Origin of the sequence: Patiriisocius hiemis (genome assembly GCF_031846325.1) — a bacterium.
GTDB lineage: Bacteria > Bacteroidota > Bacteroidia > Flavobacteriales > Flavobacteriaceae > Patiriisocius_A > Patiriisocius_A hiemis.
Map to the genome: position 1 here is coordinate 797,422 of NZ_JAVRHZ010000001.1, position 22,386 is coordinate 819,807.

Sequence of the window (22,386 nt, forward strand, 5' to 3'; positions counted from 1 at the left end):
AGTTAGTTTTTTAAAGAGGATTCAAAAGGGATTCTATTTACTATACTTCTACCAAGGGTTACCTCATCTGCATACTCTAACTCATCACCCACAGAGATTCCTCTAGCAATGGTTGTTGTTTTAATATCAAACTTTTCTATTTGTTTAAAAATATAAAAGTTGGTTGTATCACCTTCCATAGTAGAGCTTAAAGCAAATATAAGCTCATCAATAATCCCATCTTCTACTTTTCTAACTAAACTAGGAATGGTTAGCTCACTTGGGCCAATCCCATCCATAGGAGATATTTTGCCTCCTAAAACATGGTAATGTCCTTTATAGCTACTTGTATTTTCTATTGCCATTACATCTCTTATGTCTTCTACAACACAAACAATAGATTGATCTCTATTTGCATTACTACAAATTTCACACAAGGAGGTATCAGAGATATTATGACAGTTAGAACAAAAGTTAATATTAGATCGCATTGCAGTTAAGCTCTCTGAAAGTAATTCGGTTTGAGACTCAGGCTGCTTTAACAGATGTAAAACTAAACGTAAAGCAGTGCGTTTACCAATACCTGGCAACTGTGCCATTTCATTGACTGCACTTTCGAGTAATTTTGAAGAAAATTCCATAGGAAATAAAGCTGCAATATAAAAAAAGCTTCAGAAAAGTACTACACTCTCCTGAAGCTTTTAGTGGAATATATCTAATCTTTAGTTTTTGATTAGCTTTTTTGTTGCTATTCCTTCACTAGAGTTTACTCTAATAAAGTAAACACCTGAGTTAAGCGATGAAACATCAATAGTGTGAGATCTTTCAATTGAAACATTTTCATTGAAAATCATTAACTTACCAGTTACATCAAATATTCTAATATCTGCTTCCAGAGGTTGCTCTAATGTTATTGTTATTTGAGTATTTGCAGGGTTCGGGCTAACATTAAAGTAATTGTTATCTGCAAAAGTTTCTACACCTAAAACACCATCTTCTACAAGAGGAGACACCCAAAGCCCTCTTCCATATGTTCCGGCATACAACATATCTGTTTCGTTGTTTATCACTAAATCATTCACTCTCACATTAGGGAGGTTATTGCTGTAAGTTTCCCATTCATCTAGATTACCATCAATATAGTATACTCCATAATTCATACCAACGTACAAGCCATTCTTTCCGTTATCATCCCAAGTAATTGAAAGCGCAGAGAAGTTAGGTAGATTAAAACGTTGACCTTCCCAAGTTGCTCCCCCATCTGTACTAACATAAACTTTTTGACTACCAGAAGTAGCTACAGCAACTCTATTAGGGTCTGATGGGTGTACAGCAATAGAATTGATACCACCACCAGGAATACTAAAGTCCCAATTTGTTGCTCCACCATCTGTAGTTGAATAAACCCTGTTGCTTACTGCTGCATAAATAATTTGATTATTAGATTCAGCTACTTGAAAATCTGTAACATCATTAGGAAATACTTGAGATATACTCGTCCATGTATTTCCTGAGTTAGTCGATTTATGAATTCTATTGTATCCAATATAAATATCTGAATTAGCAGGGTCCTGTTCCATTTGAGTTACAAATGGACCACTTCCAGCTGGCCCTCCAACAAAAAATGCACTATTACCCGCATTTGTTGTTCTATAAATATTACCAAATTGCGTTGTACCAAATATTTGGTTAGAGTTAGTTCTTCGCACAACGGTTCCTCCTCCATCTGCACCCATATAATTTACAATATCGCTTGAATTTTCTCTGTAAATAAAGCTACCATTGTCTTGTGTACCTCCGGAGACTGTAACATTAGTACTAGACTGAGCTGCATCGATTAAATAAAATTGTGTAATTCCTATTCCATTAGTTAAATCTTCATAGTATGAAGTACTAATAGCTGCTGATGGGTTTTCTGCTTTGAAAAAACCTCCGTCAGTTCCCATATATAAAACGCCATCTACAAACTGCATAAAGTCTACATCTGCATGACAGTATCCAATATTGTTTGCCGATTGCTCTGGTAAAAACCAATGTCCAGAAATTTCAAAATTAAGACCTCCATCAGTAGACCTCCATGAATTAACTCCTGCAATATGTACCTCATCTGCATTAGTAGGGTTTACAACAACATCCATATCTCTTGGGGCTTGTCCTCCCGTACCTGTACCATTTAATGATGCATTAAAGTAATTTCTTCCAGAGTGGTTCAGTTCAGTAAAAGTATTTCCTCCATCCGTAGACTTAAATAACCCTCTAAAATCTCCATTACCTCTTACTACGTAAACTGTTTCTGGGTCTGCAATAGACATTCCTATCATTTCTGCAGCAGTATCTGTTGCAGGAATATTTAATTGTGTGAAAGTCAATCCTCCATCTGTTGATCTATATGTTTCAAGACCTGAAGCAAATATAGTAGTAGTATCGCCTGGTTTAAACTCTACATCAAATCCAAAGCCTTCTGTTGGTATCGCATTAATAAATGTAGTTCCTCCATCTATAGATCTAAAGATTCCATCATTTTGACTTGTAGCAAAAATTATGTTTGTATTGCCTGGATCAATGAGAATTTTATTTACAATAGAAGCACCAATATCTGCTAGTTCATTCCAAGTAGCACCAGCATCTACAGATTTAAAAATTAGTCCTGAAGTAGAACCAAAGAAATAAGTATCAGAATCAGTTGGGTCTATAGCAACAGAGTATACGTCTATATTAGCTAAGTTGTCTGTAAGAACTGTCCAGTTCTGTCCACCATCTGTTGTTTTCCAAATCCCTCCAGTATTTGCTCCAATTATAATATGATCTGTATCAGTTTCATCTACAGCCACACCGGTTACCCTTCCAACTCCTGCACTCCATGAACTAGTGTTATTAAAAACGGTAGGTCCTAATTCTTGCCAATTATCATTTAATACCTGCCTTGAATCTGCTGTTTCATTAAGATAAGCATTGAATCGTGAAAGTTCTTCTAAGTTCTCATCTAGAGTTGGTAAATAACCATTCTCATTCATCAGTCTCTTAGCCATATACTCCCAACGTTTAAATTGTTTGTAACCTGACCCTTTTCCTTTATCTCTATTTTCAAAATATGCTTCTCCAGCATCAATAATCTCCTGCACAGAGAAAGTACCTTCATTAATCATTTGTTGATAATCAGTTATTTGCGCATTTACGCTTGCAAAAACCACAAAGGCTAATGAAAAAAGTAAATTTTTAATTTTCATAGTCATCAATTTATAGTTAACTTTTTTTCAAAAATACTGAAAAAACGACTCTACTTAAAGTCAATCTTTAATTATTTATTAATACTTTGCTTAAAATTGTCTGAAAAATTATGCAACCCTTACATATACTCATATTAATCGCTAGTTATTTTGGTGTTTTAGTATTAATATCATATTTAACAAATAAAGGAGGGACAAACTCAGATTTTTTCACAGCTGGTAAACGTTCACCATGGTATCTGGTTGCTTTTGGAATGATTGGGGCATCACTAAGTGGGGTTACATTTGTCTCGGCTCCTGGATGGGTTGAAGCCTCTAGTTTTGGTTATTTTCAAGTTGTTTTAGGCTATACTGTAGGCTATGCAGTAATAGGTACAGTTTTACTTCCATTATACTATAAATTAAATCTAACTTCTATATACACATATTTAGATGGTCGATTTGGAATAAAATCTTATAAAACAGGCGCATCTTTCTTTTTATTATCAAGAATAATAGGTGCCAGTTTTAGACTATACCTAGTAGCCATTGTGTTACAAGAAATAGTGTTTACTGAAATGGGAGTACCCTTTTGGGTTACTGTAACAATTACAATAGCATTAATCTGGCTATATACTTTTAAGAGTGGAATTAAAACTATTGTATGGACAGATACCTTACAAACCTTATTTATGCTTATTGCAGTAGGTGTTGCAATTTATTTTGTTTCAGATAGTCTAAATTTTAATGGTAGCTCATTATTTAATTTTATATCTGAAAGTGACCTTTCTCAAATTTTCTTTTTTGAAGATTGGAAAAGCAACAACTATTTCTTTAAACAATTTTTAAGCGGAGCATTTATTGCTATTGTAATGACTGGGCTTGATCAAGATATGATGCAAAAAAACTTGACTTGTAGAAACCTTAAGGATGCTCAAAAAAACATGTTTTGGTTTACTATTGTGTTAACGATTGTAAATATTATTTTTTTAGTGCTAGGGTTATTACTCACCGTATATGCTCAACAAAATGGAATAGATGCCCATAAAGATCAATTATTTCCAATTATTGCTACAAAATCTGATTTAGGGATTGGGCTTGCTATTTTCTTTCTATTAGGTTTAATTGCTGCTGCCTATTCTAGTGCAGACAGCGCGCTAACTTCTTTGACCACATCTTTTAGTATTGATATTCTGGGTATTGAAAAAAAGTATTCAGAAAAAGAACAAGTTAGTATTAGGAAAAAAGTACATGTTGGATTTTCTATACTACTCATTATAGTTATTGTAGTTTTCAACTATGTAATTGGTGATGCTTCTGTAATTGCAAAGGTTTTTAAATTTGCTGGATTTACTTACGGTCCTCTTCTAGGATTGTATGCATTTGGGCTTTTTACTAAATGGAAAGTAAAGGACAAATTAGTTCCAGTAGTCGCTATTTCTTCAGTAATACTATCTATACTTATAAATATTGGTTCGCAACTATATGTATTCTTAAGTCAAAATACTGATTGGGAAAAAGCTGGAGATATAGCTTCAAAACTTTATTATCAAGTTGGTTTTGAAATCCTAATAATTAATGGTCTAATTACTTTTATTGGGCTAGTATTGATTCGTACTCAAAAGAACTAATGTACAAGCAACTTCTACTTCAATATTATTGTCTTTTAGAAGTGAATAAAATTCAGGATTTTCAGTTCCAGGATTAAAAATTACACGTTTGGGCTCTAAAGTTATGACGTATTTATAGTATTCTACTTGCCTCTTAGCATTGAGATATAAGGTAACTGTATCTATATCTTTAAAACTTTCTTTTTTAGTACTTATAGTAACTCCAGACACTTCACCTTCTCGGAGTCCAATAGCTTTTACGTTATGTCCAGAACTAACAAGGCGACCTATCGCAATATTAGAGTATCGTGAAGGTTTTAAGCTAGCTCCTATAACAAGTGTCTTCTTCATATACATTCAAAAATAAAAAAACGCCTTCTCTAAAGATAGAAAAGGCGCTTAAAGTTTTATTAAAGGAACAAATTATTTTTTAGCAGGTGGATTGTTAAGCTTATTACTCATCTCCATTGAAAGAGCTGAACGTTCAAACTTCATTTTCCCTGCACCTGTTTCTATAATGCAAGTTCCATCGTCATTAAGGTTTAAAATCTTACCATGCAATCCACTTTTGGTAATTACCTTATCTCCTGTTTTAATTTCGTTAGCAAATTTCTTTTCTTGTTTTTGGCGTTTCATTTGCGGACGTATCAAGAAAAGATACATTACTAAAAACAATAATATTATAGGTAAAAAACCTTGAATTTGATCCATAATAGATATTTAAAAAGGGATTACTTAGACTGCTGAATTCCAGCAGCACCAGCAGCACCTTCTTTAGGATTTACGAATGCTTTAATTTTAAGTGTTTCTTTACCAGCTTTAGTATTTGCAGTAATTGTTACTGTTTTACTTACTTGGTTTTTTCCACTTCCATTAAATTTAACTAACATCTCTCCTGTTTCACCTGGAGCAACAGCTTCTTTAGGGAAAGAAGGTACTGTACAACCACAGCTACTTTTAGCATCTACTATTACTAAAGGTGCTTTACCAGTATTAGTAAATGTAAATGTATGTTCTACGTTAGTTCCTTGGTCTATTGTACCAAAGTCAAATTCTTTTTCATCAAAAGTCATAACTGGAAACTCAGTTGCTTTTTCATCACGTTCTGCCGCAGCAGCAACGTTTTCTTCACTTACTTTATTAGCAGCATTTTCTTTACACGATGTAAAAGTAAATGCAGCGATTGCAGCTACTATTAAAATTGATTTTTTCATAGTTAAAATATTTTTAGATTTAAGCGGTGCTAAAATACTTATTTTTTTACTTTTAGCGAAGACCTCTCCCTATTTTCTTCAACTTTTGAGATTTTTCAAATTCTTTAACCAATTTGTCCAAAATACCATTGATGAAAATACTACTCTTAGGGGTAGAATATTCTTTAGCGATTTCTAAACATTCATTGATAGTTACTCTTGTTGGAATAGACGGGAAATGTAAAAACTCTGTTATACCAAGTTTCAAAATTACCATATCAATATCTGCAATACGCTCTTTATCCCAGTTAGGAGTTTTTCCTTCTATTTCTTTTTCAAGTTTTTCGTTATGAAGTATAATTTTTCTAAAGAGAGATGTTGCATACTCCTTGTCTTCTTCATTTTTATAAAGTTCTGGAAGTACAATAGAGGCGCTATTCTTTTTAGACAATTGACCTATCATTTTAATAATAGCGGTGTTTACAACAGGAAAATCATCTAACCACGTAAGGCGTTTATCTTCAAGATAGTCATACAATTTTTCGTTTGGAGCAATAACTTCTTTATAGAGTTTTAGAATGCAGTTTTTATCATCATTAAAGTTAGGGGCTTCTATTGCTAAGTATTCCTTATACCACTCAGCATTACGTAATTCATTAAAAATTATTGTAACATACTCATCATCTTGCTTCCACAAATCGAGTTTTTTGTTTTTAATAGATTCAGAAAATAAAGGTGTTTCTGAGATTAAAAGAGGAATATTGTTATTAATGAAGTTTTTACTTGGGTTTTTTTCTTCTTGTGTTGCCAAATGCTTTTTTTGAGAGCGAAGCATATAGGTTTCGGCATGTTTTTGAACATCAACTAACAACTGAAGCATTAATAAGTATAAATCTTCAATCTGCTGAACGCTATACAAAAGAAATTTTTCCTGTTTTTCTATATCTGGATTTTCACTTTGATGAAACGCATAAACTGATTGAACTACTTTTATACGTATATGTCTTCTTGTAAGCATTGTGGTAAAGAACTTTTATAAATAAACAGCGCATCAAAAAAATGATGCGCTGCAAAGATAGTGTTTTATGAAACTGAAAAAACTACTTTTCGCTTTTTCTTGCTTCAATTTTTGATTGTGCAATTGCTAAAGCTGCTTGATGTGTAGTCACATCATTTGTTTCTGCATTGCTAAGAATTTCAAGTGTTGTGTTAAAGATATTTTCGGTCTTTCTAATTATTTCTTGCTTTCCGTAGTTTTCTAATTCGGCATATACATTAATGATTCCCCCAGCATTAATTAAAAAGTCTGGTGCATATACAATACCTCTTTCTCTTAATACCTTACCGTGTTTTTGTTCATCAGCTAATTGATTATTTGCTGCTCCAGCAATTACTTTAGCTTTTAATTGAGGAATAGTATCATCATTAACAGTTGCTCCTAGTGCACAAGGAGCATATATATCCATTTCTTCTGCATAGATATTTTTACCTCCATAAATATCTACGTGATACTTATCTCTTACTTCTTCAAGACGATCTTGGTTAATGTCACTAATATATACTTTAGCACCTTCATTAGATAAATGCTCCACAAGAGATTCTCCTACATTCCCTATACCTTGTACATAAACTACTTTATCTTCTAGAATATCGGTTCCAAATTTATACTTTGCAGCAGCTTTCATACCCATAAATACTCCATAAGCAGTAATTGGAGAAGGGTTTCCAGCACCTCCTTTTTCTTCAGAAATACCCGTAACGTATGGTGTTACTGTACGCACCAAATCCATATCGCTGGTGTGCATTCCTACGTCTTCTGCTGTAATATATTTTCCACTTAACGAGTGTACAAACTCACCAAAACGCAGCATTAATTCTGGTGTTTTTTGTGTTTTGGCATCTCCTATAATAACTGCTTTCCCGCCACCTAAATTTAATCCTGTAATAGCAGACTTAAAAGTCATTCCTCTAGAGAGACGCAATACATCATTTAACGCATCCCACTCACTATTATATTTCCACATTCTAGTACCTCCTAATGCAGGTCCTAAAACTGTATTATGTATTCCAATTATTGCTTTTAAACCAGTATCTTTGTCATTGCAAAAAACGATTTGCTCGTGGTTATCAAAAGATAATTGACCAAATACTGGATCTAATTTTTTAAGTTCATTTGTTGGTACTATTTCACTTATCATATGTTACGTGTTTAAACATCCTCTAAAAAGGACGTGCAAAAGTAGTTGTAAATTGATAATTCCACAAAATAATATTCGAATTTTACGAATTTGTTAATAAATTAATTTCGCCTAATGAAAGAACTAAAATACCTCAATGCATACTTTATAAAATATAGGGGTAGATTATTATTAGGACTCTTGGTAACAATCATTGCTGCCATTTTTAAATTAGTGGTTCCAAGAGAAGTTGGAAATATTGTTAATTCTGTTCGTAGAAATCTTGAGGGAGAAATTGATTTAAGCACGATGCAATCTGAGTTACTTACTAGTATCTTATTTCTCATTGGCGCTACCCTACTTTCAGCATTATTTACTTTTATTATGCGACAAACTATTATTGTAGTTTCTCGTTACATAGAGTTTGATTTAAAAAACGAGGTTTTTCAGCAATATCAGCGTCTATCATTAGCTTTTTATAAAAAGAATAGAACAGGAGATTTAATGAACCGTATTAGTGAAGATGTATCAAAAGTACGTATGTACACGGGACCTGCACTTATGTATAGTACAACAACTATCACTCTTTTCTTTGTAGTGATTAGTTACATGCTCTATACGGCTCCCATACTTACTTTATATGCTGTTGCACCTCTGCCTATTCTTTCTATTTTAATCTATAAGTTAAGTATAGCAATCCATAAAAGGAGTACAATTGTACAACAATACTTATCAAAACTTACCACATTCACACAAGAAAGTTTTAGCGGTATTGCTGTGATTAAAGCCTATGGAATGGAGGGCAGAACCAATATAAATTTTGAAGAGCTTGCTAAAGGCAGTAAAGACAAAAATGTAGATTTGGCAAGAGTGCAAGCACTCTTTTTTCCGTTAATGATTCTTTTAATAGGAATAAGTAATATTTCGGTGGTATATATTGGTGGGAATCAATTTATAGATGGAAAAATTGATTTTGGAACTATTGTAGAGTTTTTAATATATGTAAATATGCTTACTTGGCCTGTTGCTATTGTAGGCTGGGTTTCTTCAATGGTGCAACAAGCAGAAGCCTCTCAAAAAAGAATTAATGAGTTTTTAAGTGAGGTTCCAAAAATTCAAAATAACACTAAAGAAAAGACACCCGTAAAAGGAGCTATTGCTTTTAATAATCTAAGCTTTACTTATAATGATACTAACATAACGGCCTTAAAAGATGTTTCTTTTACCGTTAACCCTGGTGAAACACTTGCTATTATTGGAAATACTGGTTCAGGAAAATCTACTATTTTAGAGTTAATAGGAAGACTGTACGATGTAGAAAAAGGTATGCTAACTATTGACAAAGAGCCAATTTCAAACTTAAATCTTGATAGCCTTAGGGGAGCAATTGGTTATGTACCACAAGATGCCTTTTTGTTTAGTGACACCATTGGAAAAAATATAAAATTTGGAAAAGATGATGCAACAGAAGAGGATATTATTGAAGCTGCTAAAAAAGCTTCGGTTCATAACAATATTATAGATTTTACAAAAGGGTATGAAACTATACTAGGCGAAAGGGGTATTACTCTAAGTGGTGGACAAAAACAAAGAGTATCTATAGCAAGAGCGATTATTAAAAATCCTAAAATTTTATTATTTGACGATTGCTTAAGTGCTGTTGACACAGAGACAGAAGAAGAAATTTTACAAAACCTCTACGCAATTTCAAAAGACAAGACTACAATTATTGTAAGTCATAGAGTTTCTTCAGCAAAAAATGCTGATAAAATAATAGTTCTAGAAGATGGTAAAATAATACAGCAAGGCTCTCATAATGAGCTAGTAAACCTAGAGGGGTATTATAAGGAATTATATGCAAAACAACTCTCCGAAAAAGAAATGTAAATTAATGTTGCCATATTTATATTTTTTTTAGATTTTTGGCTAAACGTAAATAAAATTATAGAACATGGGCGATCAATACGCAATGGAGAAAGAAGAAATACATAGTAAAGTAATGCGTGCGGGAAGACGCACCTATTTTTTTGATGTTAGAGCTACAAAAGCTGGAGATTATTACCTAACAATTACTGAAAGTAAGAAGTTCACAAACGATGATGGTTCTTTCCATTATAAAAAACATAAAATCTACTTGTACAAAGAAGATTTTATGGAGTTTAAAGACAACTTAGCTGAAATGATAGACTTTATTATTTCTGAAAAAGGTGAAGAAGTAATAAGCGAACGTCACCAAAAAGACTACCAAAAAGAAGATCATTCTAAAACTAATGAAACTGAAGCAAATACAGAAAGTACAGATACTTCAAATTTCACAGATGTAGAATTTGATGATATTTAGAATTATTCTTAAAAATTACATAGAAACGCCTTCAACTTTTGAAGGCGTTTTTTTTATGGCTATCTTTAGTTTCTAAAAAAGAACATACATACAAACTATCATCAAAAGACATATAAAATTAGTTTGCTTGGATGAATGCAGTCTAAACTTTCTTTAAGAAATAACTTTAAGTGTTAATCTGAAAATTCTGAACAGCTATTATATTATTTTACATTTTACTATGAAAAAAATCACTACCGCACTCCTTTTAATTACTATTGTTTTTACTACCTACGCGCAAGATTATCAAGTAAATCTTGATTATTACTTACCAAGTAATGTAACTTACAACGCAGCTATCCCTACTCCAGAAAGTGTTATTGGTCACGAAGTGGGTGATTGGCATATTACGCACGATAAATTAGTGCAATACATGCACGTACTAGCCGAAAGTAGCAATCGCATTACCATAGAAGATAGAGGAACTACATTTGAAGGAAGACCTCTTTCATTACTAACTATTACTTCGCCTTCTAATCACAATCAAATTGAAACTATAAAAAAGAATCATGTTGCACTTACTGAAAATGGTTCAGGAAGTTTAAACACTTCAAACATGCCCATTGTAGTTTATCAAGGATTCTCTATACATGGTAATGAATCAAGTGGTTCTAACGCTGCTTTAGTAACAGCATACTATCTTGCAGCAGCTCAAGGGTCTAAAGTAGATGAGTTATTGGCTAATACTGTTATTTTATTAGATCCCTCTCTTAATCCAGACGGCTTACAGCGTTTTGCCTATTGGGCTAACACCAATAAAGCAAAAAATATAAACCCAGATCCTAACGATAGAGAATATCGCGAGGTATGGCCAGGTGGTCGTACTAATCATTATTGGTTTGATATGAATAGAGACTGGTTACCAGTACAACTCCCAGAAAGTCGTGCTCGTATTGCAACTTTTCACGATTGGTATCCTAATATCTTAACAGATCATCACGAAATGGGAACCAATGCAAGTTTCTTTTTTCAACCGGGAATACCTTCAAGAACACACCCACTCACTCCACAAAAAAATCAAGACCTAACTGGTGATATTGCTAAGTTTCATGCAAAAGCATTTGACAAGTTAGGAAGCTTCTATTATACTGAAGAGAGTTTTGATGATTTTTACTATGGAAAAGGATCTACTTTTCCAGATATTAATGGGTCTATAGGTATTTTATTTGAGCAAGCATCCTCAAGAGGGCATGCACAAGAAAGTGCTAACGGAATATTAACGTTCCCGTTTACAATTCGCAATCAATTTACAGCTGCACTTTCAACTTTGGAGGCTGCTGCAAATATGCGTACACAGCTTTTAGATTATCAGCGTGATTTTTTTAGAAATGCAGCAAAAGAAGGAGCAAGCGGTGGTGCTATTGTTTTTGGAGACTCAAAAGATGCAGGAAAGGTGTATCACCTTGCCGAAATCTTACAACGACACAAAATTAAATTCCATGAGCTAAAACAAGATGTTACTCGCAATGGAAAAACCTACAAAAAAGGCTATAGTTATGTAGTACCAAAAAATCAAAAACAACACCGCCTTATTAATGCGATGTTTGAGAAGCGCACAAAATTTCAAGATAGCTTGTTTTATGATATTAGCGCTTGGTCATTCCCTCTAGCATTTAATATGGACCATGAAGAAAATGCAACACTTAGTATTGCCGGAAATGAAGTTACAGAGCTTACTCCAAACAAACCAGCAACAGTAGCTACCTCTAACTACGCTTATTTAATGGAATGGCATGAATATTATGCTCCAAAAGCTTTAAATGAAATATTACAAAAAGGACTTCGTGCAAAAGTAGGTATGAAACCGTTTACACTCAATGGTAAAAAATATGACTACGGAACAATTTTAATCCCAGTTCAGAATCAATCGTTAGATGCAACAGAACTTGCTACGTTTATAAATAAAGTTTCAAAAAACGCAAATATTCCAATAGATGCTGTAAATACTGGTTTAACAGAAGGTATTGATTTAGGTAGCAATCAATTTAGAGCTTTAGAAGCGCCTAAAGTAGCTATAGTAGTTGGTGATGGAATAACACCTTATGATGCTGGAGAGATTTGGCATGTATTTGACCAACGTTATGACATGCATTTAACCAAGTTAGATACACGAAGTTTTAGCCGTACGGATTTAAGTAAGTACACCGCGCTTATCTTACCAAATAGTTGGGGAAGCGCGCTAGATAAAAATGATGCTAAAAAAATTAAAACTTGGGTTCGTAATGGAGGCACACTTATAGGGTATAAAAATGCTGGACGTTGGTTTAATAGTAATGAGTTACTCAAAATGAAATTTAAAACCCGAAAAGATACTGCAACCAATATATCATTTGAGCAAGCTGGAAACTATAGAGGTGCTCAGGTAATAGGTGGAGCTATTTTTGAAACCAAGTTAGACCGCTCCCATCCTATTGCTTTTGGTTATAAAAACAAAACGCTCCCCGTTTTTAGAAACTCTACCATCTTTTTAGAACCAGACGTAAATAGCTATAATAACCCTATACTTTATTCCGAAAACCCTTTACTAAGTGGTTATATCTCTAAGCCTAACTTAAAAGACTTGGCAAATACTTCTGCATTTAAAGTTGGTGGACAAGGTAGGGGTACCGTTATTTACTTTACAGATAACCATAACTTTAGGGCCTTTTGGTATGGTACAAATAAACTATTAATGAATGCTATCTTTTTCGGGGATAAAATGTGATAAATACTAAAAAAATAAATATTAGCATTCAAAATGAACTTATAGAGTTAGAAGAAGGTACTTACAATATTCTTATAATTGGTGGCTGGAGAGTAAAATTAAATAGCTTTTTAATAACTCTTAGGAATATTGAAACTGGAAAAATAATATACCCGAGAAATACCATATGGAAATATCAAACTTATTTATTTAAAAAAAGAGCAAAAAGAATTAGAATACTTGATATAAAGGAATATGGAACTTATGAAATTAAGTTCAAAAATTCAGAAAGTGTTTTATTAAAAAAATCTAATTTATTTCTGTCTAGTTTTTTTCAGAAACCTGTTTCAGTAAGTGAAATTGAAATAGTCATTAAATAGAATGATATTTATCGCTTCAAAGTAAAATGACTTCTATATTCTCTACCTTCGAAAAAATGAGCAACAAACCAATAGTCATTTGAGGGTAAAGGATTTCCATTATATGTACCATTCCAACCAGAAGATGTTGGGCTTAATACTTTGAGTAATTTTCCATTACGATTAAAAATCTCTATACGTTGCACTTGTTGAGAAACTTCATTAAGACCACGTAGTTGCCAACGATCATTAAACCCATCTTGGTTAGGTGTAAAAAACTGCGGAAAATCTAATACATATACAGTTTCTGAAACTATGCCACAGCCATTTTTATCACGTACATATACAGTATAAACACCACCCAATACATTGGTAAATTCATTACTGTTTTGAAAACCTGTGTTTTCATATAACGAATATTCATAAGCACCTTGTCCGGTTGCTGTAACAACAATATTCTGACTCCCAAAAGTACCAGTTACCTCAACTTCAATAGTTGCTATTTCTGAGGGTAAAACTGATATAGTATTAGTTGCTGTACATGCGTATTCTATACCATTAATCTCTTGTGTAAAAGTAACATCTACACTATAGTCTCCAGGTTCGTTTAAATCTAGATAAGGTGTCGTATCTAACGTAGACCATTCATAGGTGTAGTCTTCTTCATTACCAAGAACTCCAGAAGTTATTCTAATATCTTCTGGAAAAGTATTTAAACAATAAAAAATAGGAGATGTTTCTTCAAACTGCGGTGTAGGGACAACAAAAAGATGTACCTGTGCAATACCTAAGCATCCTTCAACACCTTCGGCTCGTGCAAAAATAGTCTGATTTCTAGGTATAGTATTTTCAAAGGTTTCTAGTAATGGATTTTGCTCTAAGATAGCTTCAGTATAACTGTTATAATATGTAATGTTTGTTTCAAAACCAATATCTGTAGTAATCTGCGAGGTAACTTCAGAAGTATTAAACAAACCAAAATTTTCGTCAGCTTCAAAGGAGCAAACTACCAAATCATAAGGACCTAAAACTGTTGTTGTGGTTAGCAAAGTAACTTCTGAAATGCCAAAGCACCCAAAAGGATCTACTACTCGTGCAAATACAATTTCACTAGGTATATTATTAGTATAATTTGTAGGGTTAGGAATAGGACTCATTCCATTTTCGGCATCTGTTTCAGAAAAATAAAACCCTTGAACTTGTCTATCTGTATTACCATCTAGAATAGCTTCTGAAGCATCAAATAGGTTATAGGTTGCAATTCCTGTTTGATTCTCTTCACATTGAAATAAATTTACATCTGGCGGGGTAATTGGATTATTATACTCAATTACAACTTCGCCATTTGCAATACAACCTCCTCCATAATCTACAGCAACACTATATGTCCCTGCACTTAAAACAGTTAATGTTGCATTGGTTTGACCTTGGATAGGACTCCCATTTAAAAACCATCTATATCCATCTGGTACTACTCCACTAGGTGGTGTAGCATCAAGTATGTATTGTTCTCCGTCACAAACCGGGTTATTTGTTGCTAGTAAACGGTCTGGTCCTAAATCTGCCGAAATATTAAAACTATTTGCTTCTAAAAAAACAGCAGAGTCAAACCTAAAGTTTTCTTCGTCTGCCAATACTAATTTAATCTCATAAACTTGGTTAGGGATTACAGTAGTTTGTGCGGTAAGCACCTTAGTTTGTCCATTAAAATTAATAGGAGCATCTACACCGTTAAAGGTGTCAAAAAATTCTTCGTTAATAGCAGGACATCCACCAGGAATTTCTGGATGAACGGTTGTTACTAAAACTGGAGTTTGGGTTCCAGGAATTAAGGCAAGGTTAGTATATTGCCCACCTTGTGGCCTAATTAAAAATGCGAATGCATCACTAAATCTACAAGTATTGGGGTCGCCTTCCTGGTATTCTTCACTTGCAAATAGGTACCTAAACTCTATAGCATCTGCAACCGGAGTAAACTCAAACTCTATTATTGTAGCATTTATGGTATTTGTTATTCCAAGAGCAGCTTCTAGGTCGGCATCGCCAGCCCAGCCTGGAGCATCATCATCACTTAATGTATTATTGGGTCCAGGAACATTACTTAATTTACCTGTACTCAAAACAAGACCACTACTTAGCGGAAAATCACTTCCATTTGCGTTAAAAAAGCCATAACTAAGGCTTCCATCGGTAAAGTTTCCGCTTACAGTATTGGTAACTTGTATGTTTTGGATACAGCCGTTATTAATTAATACATCTTCAATAAGTTGTTGTGGTGTAAATGCAGTTTCTGAAACTTGGATATTTTGTCCAAATACAAAGGTTTGTACTAAAATAAAGGCAATAAGTAATTTCAATTTCAACACTTGAAAATTCTTAATTTAAAGACGTGCAAAAATACCCAAAAGTTATGGTGTTTTGAGTAGGTTTAACATTTTGAAAAGAAAAATTTTTAGAAGAGCTTTATTCCGAAGAAAACTACTATAACAAAGAGGAACCCAAGTACGGGGCCTAAAAAAGCACTTACCCATATCTTACCTGAAAAACTTACTTTTTTAAATAGTAACCAAAAACAAATATTCTGAAAAATAAACATGAAAACTGCATATATCCCTAAGGCAATCCATGCTCCCGGGTCTCTTAGAAATTGAAAGTTATAATAACCTTCGTCTATAAATCCTAAAAACAAAGTGATTAGAATAGAAATCACACCAAAAATTAAATATATTTTAGTTTCTGAAGATGTATGTATTGCTGTCATATTATAGAGATGCTATTTCTAAGACTGCGTTGCTTTTTTAATAAATAATTGGCTAATAGTTTATGTACACAAAACCAAGAAAGGGTTCTGGAAATTCTGGATCATTTAAGAAAAGTGCATAATAATACGTCCCTACCGGAACAACTCCTTCAATAATAGCAGCACCTCTATTTGGAATTGCATTCCAAAAACCATCCTCATTACCTCCTTCATAAATAAGATTTCCATTTCGACTAAAGATTTTTAGTTCAAAATCTTCAAAAATGTTTAGCAATCCCGTAATCTCAAATTCATCATTTACCCCATCATTATTAGGAGAAAATCCTTCTGGGATAAAAGGCTTACAATTTTCAGTAGCTATTGTAAATAAAGTAGTATCAAAACATATTTCATTTTCCAGACGTACCCATATAGTTTGTGGGTCTTGAGAGTTTTCATACCGTTCTGGGTCTAATATGGGGTCTATATTTTCTAAAGCATCTATCTCAGTTAAGAAATAGGTAACTGTCCCTTGTGTAGCAACCAAAATTAAATCATCCTGCTGCGTTAAATCAAAAAATGCAGTATCAAAGCCTTGGTCACATTCTACTAATTCTGGTAGGGCTCCAACGGGTGGTATAACCATAAAATGAACAGTTTCTTTAAACTCGTTATTAAACTCATTTAATTCTTGTACACTTTCCATTCCTGTCCCATCATCATCTACAACTAAAAGCAATGTAAAATTATCTGGAACCGAATCTGGAATAAAAAAAGAAACACTACCAGTCTCACTCCCTCCTTGTGGAATAATATTTTGGGTTTGTGATTGTGCTATTAAACTTCCATCAATATAAAATGCAATGGGTGTATTTGATGGTAATGGGGCTGTTCCATCTGTATTAAACACAGTATAGTTTATTACAAATGCTCTCCCTCTACAAGCATTTAGATTGTTGGTAATAGCAGTTGTAGCATCTGGAAGAGGACATATAATTACTTCTACAGAAAAAGATGTTATAACAAAACAGTCTGGGTTAGCAACACGAATCCATATAGATTGAGGGTTTTCAGTATTCTCAAAAGCTTCAGGGTTGGTAATTGGGTTTACTTGATTGTTTGCATCTGCCTCGGAGGTATAATATTCAATAATATTTTCAGAAGAAACACCCGAAGTGGCTTCGGTTAAATCGAACAACTCTGTTCCAAAAACATCACATAACTCTAAATCTTGTAAATTAGAAACATCTGGAAATACTAAAAGGTGTATCTCAACAATAAAATCGTTATTAGTCTCATTTATTTCATTAACAATTCCATTACCGTTACCAGTATCATCTACAACAGCACGTAGTTGAAAATCTGGTGGAACTGACTCTGGAATAGTAAGCTCAATGCTATTTGTTTCGGTAGCATCAATTGGTAAATCTTGTTGTGTTTCTGCTTGTCCAATAAGGGTATTATCTGCATAAAATGCTATTGGAGTTCCTTCTGGTAACGTATCGGTACTGTTTACATTAGATACGGTGTATTCAATTTCTAGTTCTCTATCCCCACACTCTGCACTACCATTGGTAACTAAAAAACCTATTGTAGCATCTGGTAATTCAATATTTAAAACCGTTATCACGTTATTTATCATAATAAAATCCTGGCCAGAAGTAAGTTTTATTTCAGCCTGTTGATCTCCAGGTTGGATATTATTTTCAATGCTATAAAAATCGATATCCATATTAAATAACTCGGTGGAGTTTGTAAAGGTATTTGTGCTGTTAAATGCGTTCTCTGGTGGATTTAATGGAGAATTGCTAATTATATTTCCGTTTACTTGTAAGGTTTCATCTACAGCTAGAGTGCTATCACCTTCCCATGCTAAAAAACCAATCTTTGCACCGGTGTTATCTAGTACATTTAAGTTATCAAGGTTAATAACAATTTCAGTATTAACTGCTGAAACACCTTCTAGACCATCAAAAACATTAAGTTGATTAAGGTTTAAATCTGCATCTTCAAAAATTACTGTAACAGCCCATCCACCAAAGTTGGTTGTATTTTGACAAAATGGAGCAATATCATTAGTAAGGTCTAAGTCTGAAAGTGTATAGAGTCCATTACCATTAGATTGTAAAATAGATGTTACGTCTGCAAATGCTGAAAAATAGAAAAGCTGATTATTAAGGGTTTCAATAAAAGTTCGTTCTGCAGCTACTGGAACTCCTTGAAGTGTCACATCAAAATCTCCATCTCCAGAGCCAGCCCAATATAAAAAAGCGGCTACAAGTGTTTGATCTGTGTTTAACTGGAAACTAGCACTACTTTCAGTAAGAATATCGCAAAGACCTGAACCCCCTGTATTTTCTTCTATGTTAAGTGTATTTCCAAAGGATAAATAATCGTATCTACCATTAAACTGCTGAAACAACTCAATTTCCTGTGCCTCTAAAAAAAATGGGCATAGCGTAACTAACAGAAGTAAAAACTGTGTGAGGTATTTCATTATGAGGAGTTAGAATTTAAATATAGGAATTATTTAATTGCTCCTCTTAAATTTAACGTATTACTACAAGTCTCTCTTTTTTAATAAAGCATAGGACCAGTATACAAATAGACAAGTCCAACCTATTACTATAAGAACAGTAGTTAACTCTACATCATAGTTTTTGTCAAAGTTCTCTCCTAATTGACTTGCTGCACTTTGTACTGCTCCAAAACGTGTAAAAGGTTCTACTATTAAATCTGACATAGCGTTGAGCGGTAGAAAATTATATACGCTATCAAATAAATCTATATCCCTTTTTACTTTAAGCCATTGAAATACAACTGCAATAAGTCCCTCAATAACTTGCCACAACCCTAAAAATCCAAGAGCAAAAGCAGAACGTTTTACCCAAATAGCAAGAAACATACAAAAGCTAAAGAAGCATATAAGCTTTAAAAAGTAAGCAAATAAATACTCCATATCACTAAAAATGATACCTATCTCAGTATAATCTGAGAAAAATAAGCCTAGTATTAAACTTACAAGAAATAGAAAAATGGTTGAGACTATAGAGAAAAGTATAACAGTAAGAAACTTAGACGCTAAAAACTCCCTTTTACTCAAGCCGTCAATTAAATTTTGTTTTAAAGTTTTGTAGCTATACTCGTTAGAGACAATAGATACAATAACAACTGCCAAAAATAATTTTAACCAAGCAGCAACCCATGTATTAAAGTGCCAAATAAAAGGAAAATTAAAAATCCCTTGATCTGCAACTCTAAACTTTACACCACCAAAATTAAACTCAATGGATACTATTAATGCGATAAAGCAAATAAGTGAGAAATAAACAATTGATATTATTTTTACAGACTTACTGTACTTAAGTTTATGAAGTTCTATATTAAGTAATCGTAGCATGGCGGTTAGTTATTTTTGGTAAGTTCAAGGAATTGTTCTTCTAAGCTCTCTTTACGTTTAACAAGGTGTGAAACAGAAATACCTTTTTCAAAAAGTAATCTATTTACCTCACTTGCATCCATAGGCTTATTTAGATAAGCAACTACCGTATCTACTTCTCTTTTTACAGTACCAAAAGAAGGGTTGTTTTGTAGTGCTTCTTCTAACGTCTCTAGATTATCACTCTTAAGTGTAATAAATCCATGACTAGCATTCATTGCATCCACACTACCACTATATAAGCTTACGCCCTTACGCAATATTACTACATGAGAACATACTTTTTCTACTTCGTCTAGTAAGTGTGATGCTAGTAAAATAGTAGTCCCTTCCGAGGCAATTTTTTTAATTATTTCTCGAATTTGATGAATCCCTTGTGGGTCTAGCCCGTTAGTTGGTTCATCAAGTATTAAAATTTCTGGATCATTAAGCAATGCAGATGCAATAGCCAATCGTTGTTTCATTCCTAAAGAATAGGTTTTAAACTTACTATTCTTTCGGTCTAACAATCCTACAATTTCAAGTTTTTCATCAATTTTATCTGTTGATACACCTTTAATTTTACAAACTAAAGCAAGGTTTTGCACCGCAGACATATATGGGTAAAAGTTAGGTCGTTCTATAATAGCACCTACCTTTTTGAGGGCATTATGTGTAGATTCTGTACCATTAAACCAACTAAACTCTCCAGAAGTTTTATTTACAACATTAAGTACAATACCTAGTGTTGTAGATTTCCCACTTCCATTAGGTCCAAGGATGCCATACACATTACCTTTTTCTATGGTAAATGACAAATCGTTGACTGCGGTAAGAGAACCAAATTTTTTTGTTAGATTAGTAATAGAGAGGATTTTTTCCACAATTGTAGTTTTGGTGATTAGCTAAAAGTAAGACGAACTAGATTAAAATATGTTACATAACAAAATAATCACAGCCTATGTTGCTGTTATCAGTCTTTGTTAGTACTGAAGCTGAGACTAGTATCTAACTTTTTTGTTCTTTATTAAAATATACTAGATAGTAGTACATCTGTTTTTCTTCATCCCAGCCTTTTTCTACAAAACGCTCTGCACTTTCTGGGTTGATGAAGTCCATTTTAATCTGAATATTAGTGTCGAGATTAATAGTGTTTTTAATCTTTTTTCTAGCAGCGGTAACCGCAGTATTGGCAATAGGAAAACTTGTTAAGTCTTCTATACTATACTTGGGTGCCTTTTCTACTTTGTAATGATTAAACTCTGGAATAAGGTCTGGATTATCTATTACTTCGTTTACAAAAGAAGACTCTTCAAATGTATCATTTTTGGCAAAATGATTTACAGCCCTATTCATAAACAATACTTCTTCTTTTTTATCTTCGGCGGGTAATACTACGTCTTTAGCAAAATCTTGACAGAACTTTAAATATTTTTTTGTGTAGAAGTTATCGTCTTCAAACGCATCTACTCCCAAGAAGTTTTCTAACCAATACTTTGTATCATACCTATTGCTATCTACTGAAAGTATTTTATATCCTTCTTCTTTTTTTGTATTAAAAATTAAAGCGCCTTTATCCAACTTGTTTAGATTTACACCTTGTTGAAGTAATGCTTCTAACTGATTTTCTTTTTCTGAAAATTGTAAAAAATCTTGTTTTAATTCTGATTTAAAAATACCTACTCCATCTACTTTCTCCCCATCAATCTGAAGGTTCTCTAAAAAAGCTATATAAACCTCACCACTTTTAATATGAGGATGCTGAGATTGATCAAAAAGATATTTGGTTATTTGTTTACTTACCTCGTGGGTATTTTCTGGAGATTCAAAAATTTTGGTAACAGCAGTAAATAATTCATGAAACTCTAAATCTGCCTCATGACTAAATTGGAAATAATTTTCTTCTTTATCTCTAAAGGGTTTCAGAAAAAATTCTTTCAGCAACGTACGTAACTCATCATCCATTTTAAAGGGCGTCTCAGAAAGCAACATACTTTCATTTCGGCTTTTATTACCTACTCTATGAATTGATAATGAAGCTATTTGAGTGCTGTATAGATTAATCATGGGCTGTTTTGTAAAAAATGTATGGTTTTATAAGTTAGGCTGTAGTATTTTTGAGCTAATTCCAGTTTTCATTAAAGTCTAAACTGTCGTAATCTTCTGGGTCAAGATCTACGTCATCATCGTTAGTTACACCTTCTTTATCTTCAATAATAAACTCTTTTTCTGGAGCTTCTTCTGGAATTTCACCATGGGCAAACATTAAGTTTGGATATGAAAAGCCATCTTGGGGTTCTGTAATTTCTGCTAATTCAACCATAAAAGTCCACATTGATAAAAAATCGTAGATGTATAGCAAGCGTGTTTGTTTTTCCCAAACAGTATCTTCAAGTATAGTCTCACTCATAACGCGTACAGGAGTGTCACCTTCACTCATATCAAACAAGGCTATTTCTTCTCCCTGCTCCCAGAGTTCATTGCTTACATAAAAAGATGCCATCTCTTGTCCACCAAAACCAAATGCCTGTGTAATAGCATTATGGAAGTCTTCTAAAGTGCTTGTTGCAGCAATTTCTATGTCTCTAAAAACATCCTCATGGGTATCTAGTATAACTCTAAATCTATAAATCATCATCAA

The 22,386-nt window shown here is 33.3% G+C and carries 19 protein-coding genes; 5 read left to right on the forward strand and 14 right to left on the reverse strand.

Features of this window, described 5'->3' with window-relative positions; translation table 11 throughout:
• Window positions 1-2: 2 nt before the first annotated feature.
• The gene (recR, locus tag RM538_RS03790; protein WP_311332062.1) at window positions 3-620 is read right to left on the reverse strand and encodes a recombination mediator RecR; all 618 of its coding nucleotides are present in this window, start codon (window positions 618-620) and stop codon (window positions 3-5) included.
• Between the two features lie 81 nt (window positions 621-701).
• Window positions 702-3,206, reverse strand: coding sequence for a VPS10 domain-containing protein (locus RM538_RS03795; RefSeq protein ID WP_311332063.1), 2,505 nt, complete (start codon window positions 3,204-3,206; stop codon window positions 702-704).
• A gap of 110 nt (window positions 3,207-3,316) precedes the next feature.
• Here RM538_RS03795 and RM538_RS03800 point away from each other — a divergent pair, with 110 nt between their 5' ends.
• Complete coding sequence (locus tag RM538_RS03800) at window positions 3,317-4,816, forward strand: sodium:solute symporter (RefSeq protein ID WP_311332064.1); 1,500 nt, start codon at window positions 3,317-3,319, stop codon at window positions 4,814-4,816.
• Here the strand turns inward: RM538_RS03800 and RM538_RS03805 are convergent.
• The 5 genes from RM538_RS03805 to RM538_RS03825 all read right to left on the reverse strand — a co-directional run bounded on the left by RM538_RS03805 (window position 4,787) and on the right by RM538_RS03825 (window position 8,186).
• Complete coding sequence (locus RM538_RS03805; protein WP_311332065.1) at window positions 4,787-5,146, reverse strand: CoA-binding protein; 360 nt, start codon at window positions 5,144-5,146, stop codon at window positions 4,787-4,789. The genes RM538_RS03800 and RM538_RS03805 overlap by 30 nt on opposite strands.
• 72 nt (window positions 5,147-5,218) lie before the next feature.
• Window positions 5,219-5,506, reverse strand: a complete 288-nt coding sequence (yajC, locus tag RM538_RS03810; RefSeq protein WP_311332066.1) for a preprotein translocase subunit YajC — start codon at window positions 5,504-5,506, stop codon at window positions 5,219-5,221.
• A gap of 20 nt (window positions 5,507-5,526) precedes the next feature.
• The gene (locus tag RM538_RS03815) at window positions 5,527-6,009 is read right to left on the reverse strand and encodes a DUF1573 domain-containing protein (RefSeq protein WP_311332067.1); all 483 of its coding nucleotides are present in this window, start codon (window positions 6,007-6,009) and stop codon (window positions 5,527-5,529) included.
• Between the two features lie 52 nt (window positions 6,010-6,061).
• A complete protein-coding gene (gene nusB / locus RM538_RS03820) occupies window positions 6,062-7,006 on the reverse strand; it encodes a transcription antitermination factor NusB (protein ID WP_311332068.1) in 945 nt (314 codons plus the stop codon).
• 82 nt (window positions 7,007-7,088) lie between these two features.
• Entirely contained in the window at window positions 7,089-8,186 is a 1,098-nt protein-coding gene (locus RM538_RS03825; RefSeq protein ID WP_311332069.1) for a Glu/Leu/Phe/Val family dehydrogenase, read from the reverse strand.
• A gap of 114 nt (window positions 8,187-8,300) precedes the next feature.
• On the opposite strand from RM538_RS03825, the gene RM538_RS03830 reads away from it, so the two are divergent.
• The 4 genes from RM538_RS03830 (at window position 8,301) to RM538_RS03845 (ending at window position 13,608) form a co-directional block, all read left to right on the forward strand.
• On the forward strand, window positions 8,301-10,052 hold the full coding sequence (locus RM538_RS03830; RefSeq protein ID WP_311332070.1) for an ABC transporter ATP-binding protein: 1,752 nt from the start codon (window positions 8,301-8,303) through the stop codon (window positions 10,050-10,052).
• Window positions 10,053-10,116: 64 nt separating this feature from the next.
• A complete protein-coding gene (locus RM538_RS03835; RefSeq protein WP_311332071.1) occupies window positions 10,117-10,506 on the forward strand; it encodes a PUR family DNA/RNA-binding protein in 390 nt (129 codons plus the stop codon).
• 220 nt (window positions 10,507-10,726) lie between these two features.
• Entirely contained in the window at window positions 10,727-13,249 is a 2,523-nt protein-coding gene (locus RM538_RS03840; protein ID WP_311332072.1) for a M14 family metallopeptidase, read from the forward strand.
• Window positions 13,246-13,608 (forward strand): hypothetical protein, encoded by a 363-nt coding sequence (locus RM538_RS03845; RefSeq protein ID WP_311332073.1) that lies wholly within the window; start codon window positions 13,246-13,248, stop codon window positions 13,606-13,608. The genes RM538_RS03840 and RM538_RS03845 overlap by 4 nt, the downstream gene beginning before the upstream one ends.
• 8 nt (window positions 13,609-13,616) lie before the next feature.
• On the opposite strand, the gene RM538_RS03850 is transcribed toward RM538_RS03845, so the two are convergent.
• From RM538_RS03850 to RM538_RS03880, 7 genes are all read right to left on the reverse strand, one after another.
• Complete coding sequence (locus tag RM538_RS03850) at window positions 13,617-15,944, reverse strand: choice-of-anchor L domain-containing protein (protein WP_311332074.1); 2,328 nt, start codon at window positions 15,942-15,944, stop codon at window positions 13,617-13,619.
• A gap of 95 nt (window positions 15,945-16,039) precedes the next feature.
• Window positions 16,040-16,348, reverse strand: a complete 309-nt coding sequence (locus RM538_RS03855) for a hypothetical protein (protein WP_311332075.1) — start codon at window positions 16,346-16,348, stop codon at window positions 16,040-16,042.
• Window positions 16,349-16,400: 52 nt separating this feature from the next.
• Window positions 16,401-18,824 (reverse strand): T9SS type B sorting domain-containing protein, encoded by a 2,424-nt coding sequence (locus RM538_RS03860; protein WP_311332076.1) that lies wholly within the window; start codon window positions 18,822-18,824, stop codon window positions 16,401-16,403.
• A gap of 63 nt (window positions 18,825-18,887) precedes the next feature.
• The gene (locus RM538_RS03865; RefSeq protein WP_311332077.1) at window positions 18,888-19,727 is read right to left on the reverse strand and encodes an ABC transporter permease; all 840 of its coding nucleotides are present in this window, start codon (window positions 19,725-19,727) and stop codon (window positions 18,888-18,890) included.
• A 5-nt stretch (window positions 19,728-19,732) separates the two neighbouring features.
• Complete coding sequence (locus tag RM538_RS03870) at window positions 19,733-20,629, reverse strand: ABC transporter ATP-binding protein (RefSeq protein ID WP_311332078.1); 897 nt, start codon at window positions 20,627-20,629, stop codon at window positions 19,733-19,735.
• Between the two features lie 124 nt (window positions 20,630-20,753).
• A complete protein-coding gene (locus RM538_RS03875; protein ID WP_311332079.1) occupies window positions 20,754-21,812 on the reverse strand; it encodes a nucleoid-associated protein in 1,059 nt (352 codons plus the stop codon).
• Between the two features lie 55 nt (window positions 21,813-21,867).
• Complete coding sequence (locus RM538_RS03880) at window positions 21,868-22,380, reverse strand: IS1096 element passenger TnpR family protein (protein ID WP_311332159.1); 513 nt, start codon at window positions 22,378-22,380, stop codon at window positions 21,868-21,870.
• Window positions 22,381-22,386 lie beyond the last annotated feature (6 nt).

Bases quoted from the DNA above. Each gene is read 5' to 3' on its own strand.
- RM538_RS03860 (WP_311332076.1), bottom strand. From the start codon at position 18,824: ATGAAATACCTCACACAGTTTTTACTTCTGTTAGTTACGCTATGCCCA.
- RM538_RS03875 (WP_311332079.1), bottom strand. From the start codon at position 21,812: ATGATTAATCTATACAGCACTCAAATAGCTTCATTATCAATTCATAGA.
- RM538_RS03865 (WP_311332077.1), bottom strand. From the start codon at position 19,727: ATGCTACGATTACTTAATATAGAACTTCATAAACTTAAGTACAGTAAG.
- RM538_RS03880 (WP_311332159.1), bottom strand. From the start codon at position 22,380: ATGATTTATAGATTTAGAGTTATACTAGATACCCATGAGGATGTTTTT.
- RM538_RS03855 (WP_311332075.1), bottom strand. From the start codon at position 16,348: ATGACAGCAATACATACATCTTCAGAAACTAAAATATATTTAATTTTT.
- RM538_RS03840 (WP_311332072.1), top strand. From the start codon at position 10,727: ATGAAAAAAATCACTACCGCACTCCTTTTAATTACTATTGTTTTTACT.
- RM538_RS03835 (WP_311332071.1), top strand. From the start codon at position 10,117: ATGGGCGATCAATACGCAATGGAGAAAGAAGAAATACATAGTAAAGTA.
- RM538_RS03825 (WP_311332069.1), bottom strand. From the start codon at position 8,186: ATGATAAGTGAAATAGTACCAACAAATGAACTTAAAAAATTAGATCCA.
- recR (WP_311332062.1), bottom strand. From the start codon at position 620: ATGGAATTTTCTTCAAAATTACTCGAAAGTGCAGTCAATGAAATGGCA.
- RM538_RS03805 (WP_311332065.1), bottom strand. From the start codon at position 5,146: ATGAAGAAGACACTTGTTATAGGAGCTAGCTTAAAACCTTCACGATAC.
- RM538_RS03815 (WP_311332067.1), bottom strand. From the start codon at position 6,009: ATGAAAAAATCAATTTTAATAGTAGCTGCAATCGCTGCATTTACTTTT.
- RM538_RS03795 (WP_311332063.1), bottom strand. From the start codon at position 3,206: ATGAAAATTAAAAATTTACTTTTTTCATTAGCCTTTGTGGTTTTTGCA.
- yajC (WP_311332066.1), bottom strand. From the start codon at position 5,506: ATGGATCAAATTCAAGGTTTTTTACCTATAATATTATTGTTTTTAGTA.
- RM538_RS03800 (WP_311332064.1), top strand. From the start codon at position 3,317: ATGCAACCCTTACATATACTCATATTAATCGCTAGTTATTTTGGTGTT.
- nusB (WP_311332068.1), bottom strand. From the start codon at position 7,006: ATGCTTACAAGAAGACATATACGTATAAAAGTAGTTCAATCAGTTTAT.
- RM538_RS03830 (WP_311332070.1), top strand. From the start codon at position 8,301: ATGAAAGAACTAAAATACCTCAATGCATACTTTATAAAATATAGGGGT.